The organism is Candidatus Fukatsuia endosymbiont of Tuberolachnus salignus, assembly GCF_964030845.1.
Taxonomy (GTDB): domain Bacteria; phylum Pseudomonadota; class Gammaproteobacteria; order Enterobacterales; family Enterobacteriaceae; genus Fukatsuia; species Fukatsuia symbiotica.
The window spans coordinates 2491233-2508016 of record NZ_OZ034983.1 but is presented as its reverse complement, the minus strand read 5'-3'; the positions used below and the strand labels follow the sequence as shown (position 1 = coordinate 2508016).

Below are 16784 nucleotides of genomic sequence, written 5' to 3'. Positions count from 1 at the left end.
TTCCCTATGCCGCGTTTGTGATCGTTTTCAATAAGCCTGCTTCACATAGCTTTTTTGTTAGCCACGCTTGGCCCTTGCCGGTCAGTAGCGGGGTGAAGGTGATTTTCATCCCGTGCTCCGTCTCGATGGGCGTTTCTCTGAAGGTGAAATAGTCCCGCTCCAGGTACTCCTGTCGAGGCACATTTCTGCGAGAAGGAATACCCATTAGCACGTGATTTTTGCGTAACCAAACAAACAATTTGTTGGGACGAAGGCCCATCAGCTTGGCAAAATTGCCCACCAGAATGCCACTGGCTTCGCTCACACGGTCGGCGAAATCTATCTTAGGGGCAGCCCGTGCTAACGGGTTTTCTAGCCGTTGGCGTCGCTCAACCTCTTGCGTTAATGTTTTCAAGGCTGATAAATAATCGACCGGTAAAAACGAGTAGGCCGCTTTCTCTTCCAGTTGCTGCCAACGATCGACTACGCGGGCGGTAAATTCAGGGGAGAGTTGGGCGACCACCACATAGCTATCACGTTTACCTACCCTGTATTCAAAAACGTATTGGTCTGATTGATTTTTAACCTCCTCCATTGGAGGAAGTCTGATAATCCCCTTTTCAACCAAGCGCTCAATGGCTCTTTTCACATTGTCGTGACGAGACTCCACTAAACCGGCTATCTCTCGACTCCCCATGCTGGGGTTGACTGCGTTTGATAATGGGTTCACCATCACTCCGTATGTTTGTGTAGGGCGACTGCCTGGTCCGCCGCCGCAATGTCTTTACTTACCGTAAACCTGCAGCGTGGCACGAACTTCACCGTCTCGTGTTGCGATGTGTTTACGGTGGGCATCCAGAATCTTTTGTTGGGCTTGTTCATTAATCTCCCCGTGCTCCCTAATCGCATCAAGAATTAACTGGTCGACAGCACTGCGTTTGACTGCTGTGTTCAGGCTCATGTGGTGCAGTTCCACGGTGTCCACCTCCGCAGAAGGTGCAGGTACGACGATGGCATTCGATCGTGCAGCAAAATATTCCGCAACCCAGGTTGACTCACTCAGTGTTTGCAGTGCTACCAATTCATCGACGCTGAAAAATCGAGCACCTTTGTTCTCATACAAGTGATTGTTAAATTTAGATTCAGACATCCCTAAATACGCCGTAGCAACGGCGCGTCCGCCTGTCACTCGCTCACACATCCGGTTAATTAATGCGCGTTTGTCCATAATTTATCCTATTCCTTATTGGGTTATACTTTTGTTTGCGTTATGAGAGCATGGCGTCACGATGAGATCAGGCCGCTTCGTCTGGATGTGGAAAAAGGTCGGGCAAATCCGGGCGAATTTGGTAAGCCTGAATGACACCCTGAGTGGCCTCTACCAAAGGTTTAACATTTTTAGGGGCCACTTTTGACTTACCATACAACCACTTCTGTACCGCAGATTGAGTCACACCACAGGCTTTAGCGAGTCTCGTTTGAGTCCCTACAAGGGTAATTGCGGTTTTAATTACTACGTTCATATGAATCACCTTTATTGTTTTCAATGACTAATATAATACCCTGGTTATACAAAAGCAACCTCTTTAGTTGTTTGACGGTTAATGACTGAAGTTGTATTTTTAATGGTATGAAAATGACGTTTGCACAACGAGTTAAACATGCGATGAATGTGGAAGGGTTAACCCAAGCCTCTCTCGCCGTGAAGGCGGGTCTTTCACAAGCCGCCATCCAAAAAATTACATCAGGAAAGAGCCAGCGCTCGAGAAAGCTGCTGGATATTTCGCGTGTGCTTAGAGTTCGCCCTGAATGGTTAGGCGACGGTGTGGAGCCTATGAAGGATAAATGGGTTCAAGAAGGAATAAGGTTTGAAAGGATACACATTGATGACCCAACGAGTCCAGTTAGCGAAAATGAGTATGAATTTCCTCTTTATGGTCGCATGGAGCGGCTGCTGATCCCCAGAGATAAGGGACGAGAGGATATGCTAAAAATGATTCGATTACCTATGGACATCGCTGTAAAAACTAAAACCACCCTGACTAATTCCGTCGCTATACTGGCACCTGATTCAAGTATGTGTCCTACCATTCAAGAAGGCGCAATTGTTGCTGTTGACGAGAGCATCACGGAGATCAAGAACGGCAAAATATATGCCGTATCTGTCGGTGGTCTCTGCATGTTGAGGATACTCTATGCTTTACCCAATAATATGGTGAAGATGCGCGGCCTAAATCAAAATGAATATCCAGATGATACGGTGTTGCTTAGTGACGTTAAAATCTTGGGAAAAGTTTTTTACACTGCCAGCATAATTGATTAATCAGAGGATACCCTGCCTATTTGTGCAGGGTTTTTCATTGGCAGTCTATCAAACATTCACACACTCCGTCGCTAAACCTTTAACACATTGTCGATCGGTTCTTTTCCACTGACGATCTATGAATTCACCCCGACCTTTCCTCGATAGATACTCTTCATTCTACACTTTTATACCTGATTACTCGGTATGATCAGTTATAGCTCAATATTTTTAAAATAAAAAACTACTTTAAAAACAACTACATATTACTTTAATCACTCAAATTAACACTTTGGTGATTGACATTTATATAACCAGGGTATTAAATACTGTATATCAACACGGCAAACACTAACGCGAAGCAGGCAAGGAAAGCCCATGAAGTAGCCGTCCGAGGCGTATGAAAATCGGAATGATTCGCGAAATAGAATACCCGCTTTACCCCGCTCAAGCGGATGCTCTTTAACAATTTGGGATTTGGTAGCACTGACAAAGTGCACCCTGGCGTTTACCCGTTGGTTTCTGAATAGGTTGTGTCACCAGCTTATCCAGAAATCAATCGGAGGTAAGTTATGGCAACGATTATTTACCCGCCATCGAAACGCAAGGCAACGTATGGCGGTAATGCCAAATACCGCAGACATCAACGCCGTAAAGCACAGGCTATCTCTCGCGAAGCGATCGAAAACAGCCTTGGTCGGAGAGTGGGCCATCACGCAAAAATAGCGCGTGCTCAACCTCGCTCAGAGGTAGATCGGGCGATTGCTCTAGCGACGACCTTTCCTTTACGTAAAAAGCCGCAGGACAGCCTGTACAACCGGCTAATGCCAAGAGCCTGGTTATTTTCGGTTCGAGGAACCCGCAGGACAAACAAAGTTATCACCGCTTCTGCTTAGCAGGGGCGTTATTGAATTAACCCACAAAGGTGAACAATGAACGATTTTTTAAGCGAACACCGTATCACCCTATGGCCTTATAGCACGCCTACGGAGAAACACAGACGCAATCGATTAATCGACCTTTTTATTTGGCTAAAAAAAATACTCAACCAACGAGGTGAACCATGATTTTTACCATCAAAGACCACGCATTAATCATCATGATCAACGGTGTGAAGCGAGTTTTCCTTAACAGTGAGCGAGGCTATACACGCATGTCTCAAGCGTATTGTAAAAGCAGAGGGCGACTGGCATGACACCCGATACTCTTATTGAAGCACGAAAAATAATGAACACGTTCAGTGATCAAGATTGGCACAACATTAATGAACAGGCGGAAGAGTGGGATAAATACTTCACTTTTGAGCACATCGCTCAGCTCTTTAAAAAATTGCCCCATTTTGATAGTGAGGCCTTGACACTCGCCTTGGATGAGACCGAACCCGATGACATCGATAAGGCATTTTTCAGCATTTTTATCTCAAAAGCGAAGTGGATATTAGCCAAAGAACGGCTCTACCACGGTGATGAATACAATGAGGTCTATTATGGATACTGCACAAACGACCCTCACGGCGGGTCAGACTGAACAACAACCAAGGAAAAAACCATGGGTACTGCCACATTAATACTGGGGGAATCGGGTACCGGCAAATCCGCCAGTTTGCGCAACCTCAATCCCAAAGCATGCTTACTTATTCAACCCATTAATAAACCCCTGCCTTTTCGTTCTTCAGGGTGGCTGCCCTGGGATAAAAAAAATCCCGACACCGCGCTCTATGTCGTCGACATTTGGCACACCATTATGACCGCGATTGGGAAGGCGCACGCTTACGGCAAAAAAATCGTGATTATCGATGACTTTCAATATGTCATGGCACATGAATTTATGCGCCGGGCGGATGAGAAGTCCTATGATAAGTTTACCGAAATTGGCGGACACGCCTGGAATATTATCTACAGTGCGATCCACAATACCCCGCCTGAGCTGCGTATTTACTTTTTATCGCACACCGAAGAAACCGCATCAGGCAAAACCAAGATTAAAACCATTGGCAAAATGCTGGATGAAAAAATCACCCTAGAAGGCATGTTTACCCTGGTGTTACGGACCTGCGTGAAAGACGGCAGGTACGTGTTTACCACACAAAATGACGGCGCAGACACGGTTAAATCCCCGATGGGGATGTTCGACAGTCATGAAATTGATAACGACCTCGCCGGGGTGGATGCCACAGTTTGCCACTATTACCACCTTGATACGGGTCACAACACAGAAGGACATGCAGCATGAATGAGGTCATCTTTACGTATCATCAAGAAGCGGCGCTCGCCGCCGGCCAAAGCGGGTTTATCAGTGAGTCAGGCGCGTATATTGTCACTCTCACTGAAGCGAAATACATGACCAGTCCCAGTGGGGCCAAATCGATTGAATTTTCTGTCGAAACGGAGGATGGACGCAAAGCCCACTACCTGAACCTGTATTATGAAAAGAAAGACAGCACGCCCAACCCCTACGGCGTCAACCTGATCAACGCCATGATGGGCTGTACCGGCATTAAGCAACTCACCCGTGTCGTGAAAGACATCAACGCCCCTCTGGCTCCCGAATTAATCGGTAAGAAAATTGGACTTGTGTTGCAAAAAACACTGAAGACCAAAAGCGATGGCAAGGACACCTACAGCTTGGATATCCAGTTGCCTTTTTTCGCCCAAACCCGTCAGACATTACAAGAGAAAATGGCAGGCAAACCCGCCACCACCCTGAATAAAATCGTGGCTAACCTGAAGGATAAAGATGAACGCCAACCGAGGGCAAATCTGTCTCCGTCGTCACCCGGTAAGCCGTTATACATGCCCTCTTCACTGCCACAAAGCAACCTGACGCCGTCTACCGATTTTAATGACGACGGGGATGACATCCCGTTTTGAGCGGTTCGCTAAGCTGCTCAGTTTCTTGCAGGTGCGAGTCCTGCTGCAATAATTGGTTAGTTTGATTGCGTAGCTATGGCGTACATGTGGAAGGCGACTGAAACATGGAAGCAACGCCGGATAAACGTTGCCCCTGACCCAGTCCGTGGGCGCGCGCAAGCACACAGCCCGTAACGAAAGTGAACCTGAACAAGCCTCGTAAATGTCAGCCACACGGCAATGCTGGGAGAGTGTGGTGTAGGGTGGTTCCGCCGAGCCTTTGGAATGGGGGCGAAGGTCATCGAGTTCTAGTGGATTAACTAACCACTTGAAGCTAGAACGGGAACTCGGGGTATTGAGGATGGGATGTGCGCATAGAACTGAGCGGAACGAACGAGACCTCTACCCGTCGTGGTTTAACCCACCGCGTAATTGAAGATATAAGGTAACCGCCGAAGTTCGAATAGACGCGGGATAGAGGAGTCGGAGGAGGCCATAGTACTGTTGATGATGAGGACAACATAACCTCGTCGGAGAGAAGGGCCTCTGCTTCTGTCATGCTATTTTTTGTAGGAGGCATTACGTGATTGCGAAAGCTGAAAACACGTCGCTAGAAAGAGTGCGAGTACTGCAACGAAAGTTATACCTAGCAGCCAAGACGAATCCAACACGGAAATTCGGCGTGCTGTATGACAAGGTGTGTCAGATCGATGTGTTATGGATGGCCTACAAGCAAGTCCGAGCCAACAAAGGTGCCCCAGGCATCGACCAGCAGACTTCTGAAGTCATTGAAAAGGAAGTTGGAGTTGGGTCATTCTTGGCTGAAATCCAAACAAAACTCATGGAAAAGAGGTACACGCCTCTGCCGGTCAAACGGGTGTACATCCCCAAGGCTGACGGAACGCAAAGACCTCTAGGCATTCCCGTTATCGCAGATCGTGTTGTTCAGGCAGCGGTGAAAATTGTTATCGAACCTCTTTTTGAGGCTACCTTCAAGGATTGCTCGTATGGCTTCCGGCCTCGGAAGAATGCACAACAAGCATTGCGGGAAATCTACAAGTGGCTGAATTTCAAGTGCCACTGGGTGGTAGATGCGGATTTGAAGTCGTACTTTGACACAATTCCGCACGATAAATTACTGCTGTCCGTTCGAACCAGAGTCATTGATCGCTCGGTTGTAAAGCTGATCGAGATGTGGCTTAAAGCTGGAGCGATGGAAGAGATGAAAATCCGGAAGGAGACGACCGGTACGCCGCAAGGGGGAGTGATTACTCCGCAAACAATCTGGCAAACTTCTGCCATATGTTTTGTCTGATCCTGCTTCCAGGCTGGTATCATTCCCGGGATTCACCCGAAAAACCACCACAATTTCATCACGATAAATTTCTATCCGTTTCACCAGCGCACGCAGAATTTCTCGCTTCATCAGAAAATCGTCCGTACTCAGGCGTTCCGTGACCGCAGCAGCAAAATCCTCCACCCGGTTAACCAGTAGCAGCAACTCATGCTGGTTCTCTGTGGCCTGTTTCACCTTCACTCTCTGGCGCGCAAGTTCCGCCAGCCTGAGCGTCATCACTCTGATCCGTGGTTCAAAGTCTGTTTTGCCAATCAGCCCTTCGGCAAAACTATCAATCAATCGGGACCGCCCCACGTTTAGCTGATTTTCTTGCTTTTTCAGACGCTCAGCATCTGCGGTCTGTCCACTGTGCTCTGACGCCTGCGTTAGACGCTGCTCATATTCTTTTTTCAGCCGTTCCGGCTCAGACAGCAGCGCAATGACCTGTGCCCAGACCGTTTCATCCAGCATGGATGTCCTGACCTGTTTATTGTCACACACCCGAATGCCCCCAAAGCGGTAAGCATCCGTCCCAGTACAGTGGTAATAAGAATACTGCGCCCCCCCTTTTGCCGCAGATTTACTGACTTTTTTGCCATAATACGCATAGCGACAGTGGCCGCACACAGTCAGCCCCTGTAAGAGATAAGCGGCTCCCCGGCGCCCCTGTCGTGCATGTCGGCGGTTTTCTTCCAGCTGTTCGTTGACCGTCAAGAAAAGAGCGCTGTTGATGATGGCAGGCACAGGGATCCCGATGCCGTCATCCGGCTTACTTCGTATTACTGAATAACCGTTCTTGAGGATATCTGCACTGTTGCGCGCTGCTCTCACCCGGGGACGGGGGGCGCAGTTTTTCGTTTTTCCGAACACAGCAAGTCCTTTGTAAGCGGGGTTCTTTAACATGCCCCATACCGTACTGCGGTCCCAGCCGGGTTTGCCGGTGGCGCTTTCTATGCCTTTCTCAGCCAGACGTCTGACCACACCGCCTAGACTCAGGCGCTCTATGCCAGCCCAACTAAATATCTTCCTGACCACGGAGGCTTCATGAAGGTTGACAATATACTGTGCGGGTGTCCCGTCCGGCTGCCTGCGGATATACCGATAACCGTAAGGTGCACCGGAAAGGACACCGACATTACCACAGCGTGCACCGTGAAGCTTACCACGCCGGTTGCGCTCCATAATCTTTGCCCGCTCATATTCAGCAAACATCCCCTGCATCTGCAGAAGCATCATGTCTTCCAGCGTGTCGCCGGGGGTGTGACAGATAAAGATAACCTCCACGCCGCAGGCGCTGAACTCTTCCATCAGCAGAGCCTGATAGGCGTATTTACGGGCTAGCCTGTCGGGCGACAGGATGTACAGGCATTCAATATCGCCTGCCGCCGCGTAGTCCCTCAGGCGCTCTAGTTGCGGGCGGATAAGTGTAGCACCGCTGACACCATCATCGATAAAGAGCATGGCGTCAGGCAACACGTGGCCGTCCTCACGGATGCGGTCCTTGATTGCTGCAAGCTGACTGCCGATGGTGCCATTTTTTACCTGTTGCCCGGAAGAAACGCGGGCGTAGAGTGCGACCAGTGCCTTGTTCATAACATTTTGCTCCGTCTAGCGGTTGAGCGGGCAGGAGCCCGGTGAGGTTTGGCCTGGGCCTGGTCGTGAGGGGTAAGCACGTGGTGGTTAACGGGAGTCAGCTGTTCATAAACATCCGTCAGCTGGTCGTCAGAAAACCGGCTGGGCTCGAAAGTGATACGTACGTGTTGTGAAAATGGCTTCGGTTTCATTGCTGAGGGTCACTCCGTGTGCCGTTATCAGTCTCAATAACGAGGGAAAACTCAGTGATGCTCCCATCCGGATGACCAGACTTGAGGCAGCGCCGGTGAAAACGCAGGCCCCAGCTTACGCGAAAGTTTGCACTATTGTTTGCGGAGTAATTTCTCCCTTGCTCGCTAATCTCTACCTGCACTGGCTTGATTCGACGTGGGAGAAAAAGGCGTTCGGTAAACGTCCGCATGATGCTCATATCGTGCGATATGCCGACGATTTTGTGATTTTGTGCAGCAAGCGCCCGGAGTTTTATCTGGATCAGGCCAAGAAAGTCTTAGACCGACTTGGGTTGACGCTTAATGCCAAGAAAACGCGGATAGTTAATGCCATGAAAGAGCCGTTTGACTTTCTAGGTCACAGGTTCGCAGTTCAACCATCGAAAGTGACGGGCGAGTTGAAGACCTTTTACTATCCGACTCCCAAGGCTATGAAGTCTGTTAAGCAGAAAATCCGTGATGTTGTCCGAAAAGGGCAGCACTGGGATTGGCCCACATTGGTGAAAGAAAAGGTAAACCCGATTCTTCGCGGATGGGGGAATTACTTCAAGACAGGTAATTCAAGGAAGCATTTCTTGAGCATAGCGAATTACACGATATGGACACTCTGCATCATGTTGCGGAAGAAGCACAAGAAACGGGGTAAGGGGTGGAGGGACCACCCGCCGTCCTGGTTCTACGATTACCACGGGCTGTTTAAGCTGTACAGCCTGTCCGTAACCGGAGATGAAGGGAGTCGGTATGCCCGACCTGTGCCGTCGTAACGCTGTGGAAAGAAGACAGTCGGAAAGCCGTGTGCGGGAAAACTGCAAGCACGGTTTGACGAGAGGTCGCTGGGGAGATGATGTCAAACCAGAGACCTACTCTACGAGGGGTTCTCCGTTTTGATGACAAGACAATTTATCGAGGTAAAAAATGGAACAACGAACAGAAGCCTGGTTTGCTGCAAGATGCGGCAAGGTCACAGCCAGCAAATTGGCAGAAGTGATGGCAAAAGTCAAAACAGGCGACGCAGCAACGCGAAAAAAATACAGGGCCGAGCTGATTTGCCAGCGTCTGACGGGGAAACGGGGAGACACCTTTGTCACACCTGAAATGAAGCACGGGACGGCACTGGAACCCGTCGCCCGTGAGGCTTACATCTTGCGTGAATTTGCAGTAGAGGTCACGGAGGTCGGTCTCGTCGACCACCCCACTATTGAGGGGTTTGCCGCCAGTCCCGACGGATTGGTTAATGAGGATGGCCTGATCGAGATTAAATGCCCCAAAACCTGGACGCATCTGAAAACGATAAGAACAGGTGAACCAGAAAAAAATACCGCCTGCAAATGCACGCACAAATGCTGTGTACGGGGCGTCGATGGTGTGACTTTGTCAGTTATGATAATCGACTGCCTGACACATTAGCCTACTTCAAAAAGCGCATTCACTTTGATGAGGCACTGGGCAAGGAAATTGAAACCGAAGTGCGAAAATTTCTGCAGGAACTTGAAGATGAAATCGAACAGATTAAAACGTATGCCAGAGTAGCATAAGGATAAATTTCCTACCGGAAAAACATTTCTTTTCTATTATGATAGTCTTGATAGAGAAGACTGTTTATCGTTTACGTTTTGATAAATGTCTTTCATTGCATTGAAAAAGGAGATGATATGATCCACGATGGAATAAAGTCTGAAATATTTTTTACTAAGTTAAATAAAGTGCTGCGCCCCACAGGACCCGTTGCCACCCTTAAGCTGCTTTTTGGTCGAGAAAGACAAATCGATGATCTGGAACACGCTTTATACGCAACCGGACGTCATGCGTTTATTTATGGTGACCGGGGGGGGCAAAAGTTCTTTGGCTCAAACCGTGGCCGGAAAGTTACAGGAAGGAAAAGAATGTATATTAGTGGGGTGTGAAACGACATCAACATTACAGTCAGTGATAAGTGATATTATGTTAAACGCCTTACCAAAAGATAAACAATCAGGACATGAGCACAGGTGGAATATTGGGGTTCAACTGGGAGGCTACGGGGCTAACATAGCGAGAACGCATAAGAATTCATCACAACATACTGATATAAGCACTGTCTCCTCTGCGGTACATGCATTACGAACGTTAGAAAAAAAACACTCAAAGCGCCCTTTCATTGTTATTGATGAATTTGATCAAATTGGATCTCAAGAAGAACGCGCCCAATTTGGTGCTCTTGTTAAACAACTCGGAGACCGCGCTTCTGAAGTAAAGCTTATCTTCACGGGAATAGGCGAGTCGTTAATGTCATTAATCGGGGGACATAAATCGAGTGAGCGTCAACTACACCAAATTAAACTTGAGAATTTATCCTGGAACGGCCGATTTGCTATCATTGATAACGCCTTTTCAGAGTTTAATGTAACCGTTGATGAAACGGTGAGATTTAAATTGGCCGGCTTGAGTGATGGCTTCCCGAGCTATATTCATTTGATGTGTGAAAAAATATTAACAGTAGCCCACTTATCAAAGAAAAAACATAAGGTCATCGATTTTCCGCTTTTTATTGCCGGTTTGAATGATGCGATTAAGTCTGTGGCTGAAACATTACGTCACGACTATGCTTGGGCAACCGAAGGGAGAGAAGAGTCATGTAAACATATTCTTTGGGCTATCGCAGATACGGCAGATCTCATTAGACATAAAGCGCATATTATCGAGTCCTATCACACTGTGTGCCAAAATATTCCGACAGACAGGGTTACAGAAGAGAACTTTAATCGAAAATTTTTAGCCTTGCGTAGGGAAAGTCACGGTCAAATCATCATCCCAGGCTTAGGTAAACGTCCCTCCTGGTATCGTTTCAGAGAAAATATGCTGCGGGGATACATAAGAATGCTGGCGGAAGCGCACGGTGTCCCGTTAGATTTTCAACGTTACCGTGTGGCAGGAGAACATTCCGCCTTCGCTATGGGTAAATACAGTCGTTACACACCGTTAACCTCTACTGAAGATAAAGTTGCACACCTGCGGGGTGATGATGAAAAAAGTGAATAATACTGAGGTACAAGTTGCTAGTTACAAAATGAGGCGGCTCCCGCTGGGTAAACACCTAATATGACGCCAAGGCACCTTAAAACCTTACGCAAGAGGTAACCATTGTCTGAAAGGTCATTAAACGACAACCCAAATAGGTGTTTAGCGAAAATTTCGCTAATAAATATTCCCTCTGTCAACGCTAAAAATCGACATGAATATTCAAGAATTTATCAGTCATTATAAAAACCACCCCGTTCTGTTTATAGGTACCGGCTTTAGCTTACGTTACCTTAAAAATGCCTATAGCTGGGATGGGCTATTATCAAAGATTTCCTTGGAGTTAACCGACAATGCTGAATTCTATTATGATCTCAAAGCGTCCTGTATGCTATCTGGTGTTTGTCACTTTGATCGCCTGGCGACAAAATTAGAAAAAGAATTTAATCAACGTTTATCTAAAGAGAGAGAGACGGTAAATTTAAAGAGATTAATACTGTTTTTTATGAAAACATGAAAAAAAATATTAAATTAAGTCGATTTAAAATATACATTTCATCCCTATTCTCTCAATTGAAGATAAGAGAAGAGCGGCAGGAAGAAATCAGTGACCTGATTAAAGCAAGGAAAAATATGGGTTCTGTTATAACAACCCACTACGATGGATTGATAGAGAAGTTTTTTAATTTTACCCCATTAATAGGAAATGACATATTACTCAGTAATCCCTACAGGTCAGTTTACAAAATTCACGGGTGTGCCCAAGACCCTTGCAATATCATCATAACGCATGAAGACTATGCCCATTTTAATAATAAATACGAATTAATCAGGTCTCACCTGCTTTCTTTATTTATCCATAATCCCATAGTATTTATAGGTTATAGCATAAGCGACCAAAATATTAAATATTTACTTAAAACGGTGTTTTCCTATGTGAATGTGAACACTGAATTAGCGAAGAGAATTCGTGATAATTTTTTATTGATTGAATATCAGAAAGGGACCGACTCGATAGACATCACTGAACATGACATAGAAATAGAAGGTATGGCAACGATACGGATCAATAAAATCAAAACGGATAACTATAAAGCAATTTATGACGCCCTGTCTCGTCTTGTTCTTCCTGTCTCAGCAAGGGATATCAGGAAAGTACAAAAAGTGTGGAACACAATAATAAGCGGCGGAGAAATTAAGGTAAAAATAACGGAAAACATCGACGATCTAAAAAATGAGGAGAGGGTTATTGCTGTTGGTTCAGAAAAAACCCTCTCCTATGAATGAGAACGAAATCTGAGATGAGGCAAAATTATTTCAGTATCATTGATGAGGCGAAGGGTAAAATGGTAGAGTCATTGAATAAATAAAAAATGCAATCTAACCCGTTTTTTTCTGTTTTTGCATTTAGCGCTATTTGTTCTTTTCTGGATAATGTTGACTGTTTAAAAGCACAACAACTTAAAAAAGTCAATGAACATTTTCAACGTATAGAGCAAATCTGTAAAAATAGCCCTACCTCCCTACGCGCCATTTTATGTGATAACGCTATCTCTGACGCTAGAAAAGAAAATTGTATCATTTATAGCGTATATCGTGACCAGATCCCACTCAACGAAGTGAGAGAACATTTATTATCCTAAAAAAAATGAGACGCCTTACCGTAGATTACTGTGTCTTTATGATTATAAGATATCAAGTCAAATCCAAAGCGCCCGTTGAGCATTAAAACCCTATGGAAAAGTGGCATGAAGATAACGCCACTGAAAAAAAGTGATCGTTTAGCGGATGAAATACGCGTAGAGTTGCCTGTCGATAATATCGACGCCACATTGTAGAGAATAATCACAGGGAGATTGCGCCGTGCCTCAGGTACCGAACCCACATGATGCAACATTTAGGAAGTGCATGAGCAATGTTAACGTTGCCCGTGATTTCCTACAGTTCCACTTACCGCCTGAAATCAAGGAGCAATGCGATTTTTCTACGTTGAAGATCGAACCGGGTTCATTCATTGAGCCGAATTTGAGACAACATTATTCTGACATTGTTTATTCACTCAAAACGAAGGAGGGTAAGCGTTGCTACATTCATTGTCTCATCGAACATCAAAGCACGCCAAAAAAATTAATGGCTTTCCGCTTGTTCCGCTACAGTATTCCCATCATGCAACAGCATCTTGACCAAGGCCATGACGAGTTGCCGGTGGTAATACCGATCCTCTTTTATCATGGAGAAACAAGCCCTTATCCCTACAGTATGGATTGGCTGGATTGTTTTGCTGACAGAGACTTAGCACAAAGAGTCTATTCTCAGCCTTTTCCTTTGGTGGATGTGACCACGATACCCGATGAAGAAATCTTGACTCACCGCAGTGTTGCTCTTCTTGAATTAGTACAAAAGCACATTTATGCGCGTGATATCATAGTGATAAGTCAGTCTATTGCACATTTACTGAATACGGGTTATACAGAGAGTGAACTGGTTAAGACATTAATGTATTATATTGCTCAGAGAGGAAAAACAGCGGATACACCGCAATTTTTCAAAACGATTGTGGAGCACGCACCGACTTACAGTGAGGACATCATGACGATTGCACAAGACTTGAGAAGAGAGGGCCGTGAGGAAGGCATGCAACAGGGCATGCAACAGGGCATGCAACAGGGCATGCAACAGGGGAAAAAACAAGCTGCCCTAGAATTTGCTAAAAAACTTCGTGATGACGGAGCGGATAGAGATACGATTAAAAAATATACTGGTCTTTCTGACCAGGATCTTGGCACCTCGCTACATTAACTGTGTTGTAGTGCCCGTTACTTGAACAGGCTGAACAATGCTCCAGCCACAGGGAATGTTCATTGTAGATGTTGAACACGCCTAACCAATACCGCATACGCAAGTAGTGCGGTTTTTTTACGCCCATAGCGTGTAATGGTCAGATAGTGAACAACTATACGCCTTCAATAAAACTATAACAGGGGCCGTATAAGTTGATTGTAAAAATTTACACTAATATATTGATATTAAATAATATTTACTGGTCAAGTAAATCATGTTACATGGCTCCTGCTATAAATTCACCTTTAGCCTGCCGTCTTTGTGACTGTTTCAAAGATGGGATGGTATTCGTTAATTTTGTTAATAGAAGCAAAGCCCAACCTCCCGCTGCCGCAACATCAAAGCTTAATTAATCTTCTGCTCCGGTAACGTACCGGAGGTCATTAATCGCAATTCACTTGCAAGGAATTCTCCATGTCAAATGTCATCACTATCTATCAACAGGTAAAAATATCTAGCCGTGAAATTGCTCAACTAACGGGTAAACAACATAAACATGTTCTCGATGATTGTCGCAAAATGTTCACATCGATCAACATTCAATCGGCCGAGTTTTCGGCTGATTATAAAGACACCAGTGGTCGCACCTATCAAGAGTATTTGCTTGACCAGGATTTAACCATGACACTGGTCATGGGTTACAGTATTCCACTTCGCCATAGAGTTGCCACGCGCTGGCGAGAGCTGGAAGAGAAAGCAACGCGGCCTGTCTGCATATTACCTAATTTCGAAGACCCCCCTGTTGCGGCTATGGCATGGGCAGAGCAGTTTCGTGAAAAAACCAAGTTGGCTTTAGTAAACAAAGAACAGGAAGCGGAATTACAGGAGTTGAAAAACCTGTTTAAGGAAGGAATAACGACGACTCAGTTTTGCAAAATGCTCAACGGTATTAACACACAACAGATTAATCACTGTTTAGCGGACAGAAATTGGCTTTATAACGAAAGTAAATCCCATATCCGCTGGCGTGCAACCTCTTATGCACGTGACCGATATCTGACGGAACATCAACATAAAATCAGCATTCATAGCGGTGATGACTTTATCAAGTATCAACCCGTTTTACTGCGCAAAGGGGCAATCCGATTATTTGACCTCTACCGCAAAAATAAGTTGCCAATGAAAACCCATTGGGACGGGCACTTCACCCACGAAAAAGAACTTAGCATCGCATCATAAACCCACGGAGTCACTCACCATGAAAACATAAATAGCTACAACAAGTTGCAAATAGCGACGGTGACGCAATCACCGTTTACATCACTTAACCCTAGCGCTAACAGCGGTGGCGTGAACCACCCCTGTCAGCTAACCACCATAACCTCTCTCGGAGGCTACAATGGCTAACATCGATATTACCCAATTTCCTGAATTACGGGAAGTGTTTCCTGAATTAACACCGGTGCAATTTGAAACGGCGATGCTTTTCGCGTTAGGCGTGTCACAAAAAGACATCGCCTTATTACGTTCTGTGTCCTATCCCGCAGTGAAACAGACGTTGGCAAGTGCAAAACTCAAATTTGAACCGTATTCGCTGCATGGTCTGTTTACCGTATTTCATGTCCGCCTTGCGCTTTTTGCTTTGAAGGGATGTAGAAAGCGATAGCGTCTAGCATGATAAAAATAGAAAAGAGAGTCTCTCTCGTGGAGACTATTCCATTTTATTTTTCTAATTAGACTTTCACACTGACTAAGTAATTTACCCTCATCCTAGATGGGCGTCATCCACGATGAAAGGGACTGAATAGGGTTAGGACAGATGATGAAAAAAATAACAAAGGTATCACGTTCATTACCTCTGACATCTATGATGGAAAATAGTCAAGATGTTTGGGGAATAAAAGACTGTGACTCACGTTTTATTTATACCAATCGTGCTTTTCTTGACTTTTTAAATTTGCCACAAGGATTTGATGTGATAGGGCGGCGTGATGATGAACTTCCTACGTGTATTTTAGAATTTACTTTAATCATTCAAAAACTGGAAAGAGAGGTTATAAAAAGCGGGCAAAAAATCACCCTCATTAAAACGCATTTCTTTGGTCGTGAACAGAAACTGCAACCTTATTTATACGAAACCTTTCCGTTGCATAATAAAAGAAACAAGTGCATCGGCACAGTTTTTTATGGCAGAAAACTGGCTATTATTTCACTGTCCCACTACGTAGATAAGCTAACTGCCACGCTATTATTGGACCCTCCCTCGACTCTATTTACGCAATCTGAACTGAGGATAATCTTTTATTTATTACGCACGATGAGTGCCAAGGAAATAGGTAAAAAATTGGCACGCTCCCATCGCACAATAGAAAACAGAATTCGTATTCTATACCAAAAAGCGAAAGTGCATTCATTGCGAGACTTTAAACACTTTTGTCATCAAACCGGATTTGATCGCATTGTTCCCCAAGCGTTTATACGCCCCGGGATACAGTTTATTGAGTAGGAGGTTTTCTTATGAGCAACAGACAGAGCAGAGCGAGAAAACGTGCGCTTCGTGAGCGGGAACGGGAAGCGAAAAGAAATGAAAAGAAAAATTGGTTTAACCGATTAAGAAGCTGGTTCAAGAAGAGAAAAAAGCCTAAACATCGATTGCCATAAAACCATTTTATTGCTTCTTCGAAAAACAATGCGTTTAACGTAGGGCTTCGTCTTAT

General features: G+C 45.4%; 19 protein-coding genes and 1 pseudogene. 16 read left to right on the top strand and 4 right to left on the bottom strand.

Annotated elements, in window-relative coordinates; translation table 11 throughout:
* Positions 1-4 precede the first annotated feature (4 nt).
* The 3 genes from AAHH42_RS11985 to AAHH42_RS11975 form a co-directional block, all read right to left on the bottom strand.
* Complete coding sequence (locus tag AAHH42_RS11985; RefSeq protein WP_425286325.1) at positions 5-709, bottom strand: phage antirepressor KilAC domain-containing protein; 705 nt, start codon at positions 707-709, stop codon at positions 5-7.
* Between the two features lie 54 nt (positions 710-763).
* Entirely contained in the window at positions 764-1207 is a 444-nt protein-coding gene (locus tag AAHH42_RS11980) for a YmfL family putative regulatory protein (RefSeq protein WP_342221230.1), read from the bottom strand.
* Between the two features lie 67 nt (positions 1208-1274).
* Positions 1275-1502 (bottom strand): helix-turn-helix domain-containing protein, encoded by a 228-nt coding sequence (locus tag AAHH42_RS11975; RefSeq protein ID WP_342221229.1) that lies wholly within the window; start codon positions 1500-1502, stop codon positions 1275-1277.
* Between the two features lie 113 nt (positions 1503-1615).
* Here AAHH42_RS11975 and AAHH42_RS11970 point away from each other — a divergent pair, with 113 nt between their 5' ends.
* The 6 genes and pseudogenes from AAHH42_RS11970 to AAHH42_RS11945 all read left to right on the top strand — a co-directional run.
* Positions 1616-2302: an XRE family transcriptional regulator gene (locus AAHH42_RS11970; protein WP_342221228.1), complete on the top strand. Its 687-nt coding sequence runs from the start codon at positions 1616-1618 to the stop codon at positions 2300-2302.
* A 551-nt stretch (positions 2303-2853) separates the two neighbouring features.
* Positions 2854-3177 carry a hypothetical protein gene (locus AAHH42_RS11965; protein ID WP_342221227.1) on the top strand — a complete coding sequence of 108 codons (324 nt, stop codon included), beginning with the start codon at positions 2854-2856 and terminating at the stop codon, positions 3175-3177.
* A gap of 295 nt (positions 3178-3472) precedes the next feature.
* Positions 3473-3808, top strand: a complete 336-nt coding sequence (locus AAHH42_RS11960) for a hypothetical protein (protein WP_342221226.1) — start codon at positions 3473-3475, stop codon at positions 3806-3808.
* A 21-nt stretch (positions 3809-3829) separates the two neighbouring features.
* The gene (locus AAHH42_RS11955; protein WP_342221225.1) at positions 3830-4513 is read left to right on the top strand and encodes an ATP-binding protein; all 684 of its coding nucleotides are present in this window, start codon (positions 3830-3832) and stop codon (positions 4511-4513) included.
* A complete protein-coding gene (locus AAHH42_RS11950; protein ID WP_342221224.1) occupies positions 4510-5151 on the top strand; it encodes a DUF669 domain-containing protein in 642 nt (213 codons plus the stop codon). Before AAHH42_RS11955 ends, AAHH42_RS11950 begins: the two co-directional genes overlap by 4 nt.
* A 700-nt stretch (positions 5152-5851) precedes the next feature.
* Positions 5852-6349, top strand: a pseudogene (locus AAHH42_RS11945) (reverse transcriptase domain-containing protein); the annotation flags it as partial.
* On the opposite strand, the gene AAHH42_RS11940 reads toward AAHH42_RS11945, so the two are convergent.
* Entirely contained in the window at positions 6266-8059 is a 1794-nt protein-coding gene (locus AAHH42_RS11940) for a recombinase family protein (RefSeq protein ID WP_342221223.1), read from the bottom strand. The pseudogene AAHH42_RS11945 and the gene AAHH42_RS11940 overlap by 84 nt on opposite strands.
* Before the next feature lie 175 nt (positions 8060-8234).
* On the opposite strand from AAHH42_RS11940, the gene AAHH42_RS11935 reads away from it, so the two are divergent.
* The 10 genes from AAHH42_RS11935 to AAHH42_RS11890 all read left to right on the top strand — a co-directional run bounded on the left by AAHH42_RS11935 (position 8235) and on the right by AAHH42_RS11890 (position 16728).
* Positions 8235-9053, top strand: coding sequence for a group II intron maturase-specific domain-containing protein (locus AAHH42_RS11935; RefSeq protein ID WP_119797158.1), 819 nt, complete (start codon positions 8235-8237; stop codon positions 9051-9053).
* Between the two features lie 151 nt (positions 9054-9204).
* Positions 9205-9696 (top strand): lambda exonuclease family protein, encoded by a 492-nt coding sequence (locus AAHH42_RS11930; protein ID WP_342221222.1) that lies wholly within the window; start codon positions 9205-9207, stop codon positions 9694-9696.
* Between the two features lie 360 nt (positions 9697-10056).
* Positions 10057-11307, top strand: coding sequence for an ATP-binding protein (locus AAHH42_RS11925; protein ID WP_342221221.1), 1251 nt, complete (start codon positions 10057-10059; stop codon positions 11305-11307).
* A gap of 193 nt (positions 11308-11500) precedes the next feature.
* Entirely contained in the window at positions 11501-11803 is a 303-nt protein-coding gene (locus AAHH42_RS11920) for a hypothetical protein (protein ID WP_342221220.1), read from the top strand.
* Entirely contained in the window at positions 11800-12573 is a 774-nt protein-coding gene (locus tag AAHH42_RS11915) for an SIR2 family protein (protein ID WP_342221219.1), read from the top strand. The genes AAHH42_RS11920 and AAHH42_RS11915 overlap by 4 nt, the downstream gene beginning before the upstream one ends.
* Positions 12574-13194: 621 nt before the next feature.
* A complete protein-coding gene (locus tag AAHH42_RS11910; protein WP_205411477.1) occupies positions 13195-14085 on the top strand; it encodes an Rpn family recombination-promoting nuclease/putative transposase in 891 nt (296 codons plus the stop codon).
* Positions 14086-14541: 456 nt separating this feature from the next.
* Positions 14542-15306: a Rha family transcriptional regulator gene (locus AAHH42_RS11905; RefSeq protein ID WP_342221218.1), complete on the top strand. Its 765-nt coding sequence runs from the start codon at positions 14542-14544 to the stop codon at positions 15304-15306.
* Positions 15307-15466: 160 nt separating this feature from the next.
* The gene (locus AAHH42_RS11900; RefSeq protein WP_342221025.1) at positions 15467-15733 is read left to right on the top strand and encodes a transcriptional regulator; all 267 of its coding nucleotides are present in this window, start codon (positions 15467-15469) and stop codon (positions 15731-15733) included.
* Positions 15734-15886: 153 nt separating this feature from the next.
* Positions 15887-16573 (top strand): helix-turn-helix transcriptional regulator, encoded by a 687-nt coding sequence (locus tag AAHH42_RS11895; RefSeq protein ID WP_342221217.1) that lies wholly within the window; start codon positions 15887-15889, stop codon positions 16571-16573.
* Positions 16574-16584: 11 nt separating this feature from the next.
* Positions 16585-16728 carry a hypothetical protein gene (locus AAHH42_RS11890; protein WP_162920480.1) on the top strand — a complete coding sequence of 48 codons (144 nt, stop codon included), beginning with the start codon at positions 16585-16587 and terminating at the stop codon, positions 16726-16728.
* The last annotated feature ends 56 nt before the right edge of the window (positions 16729-16784 follow it).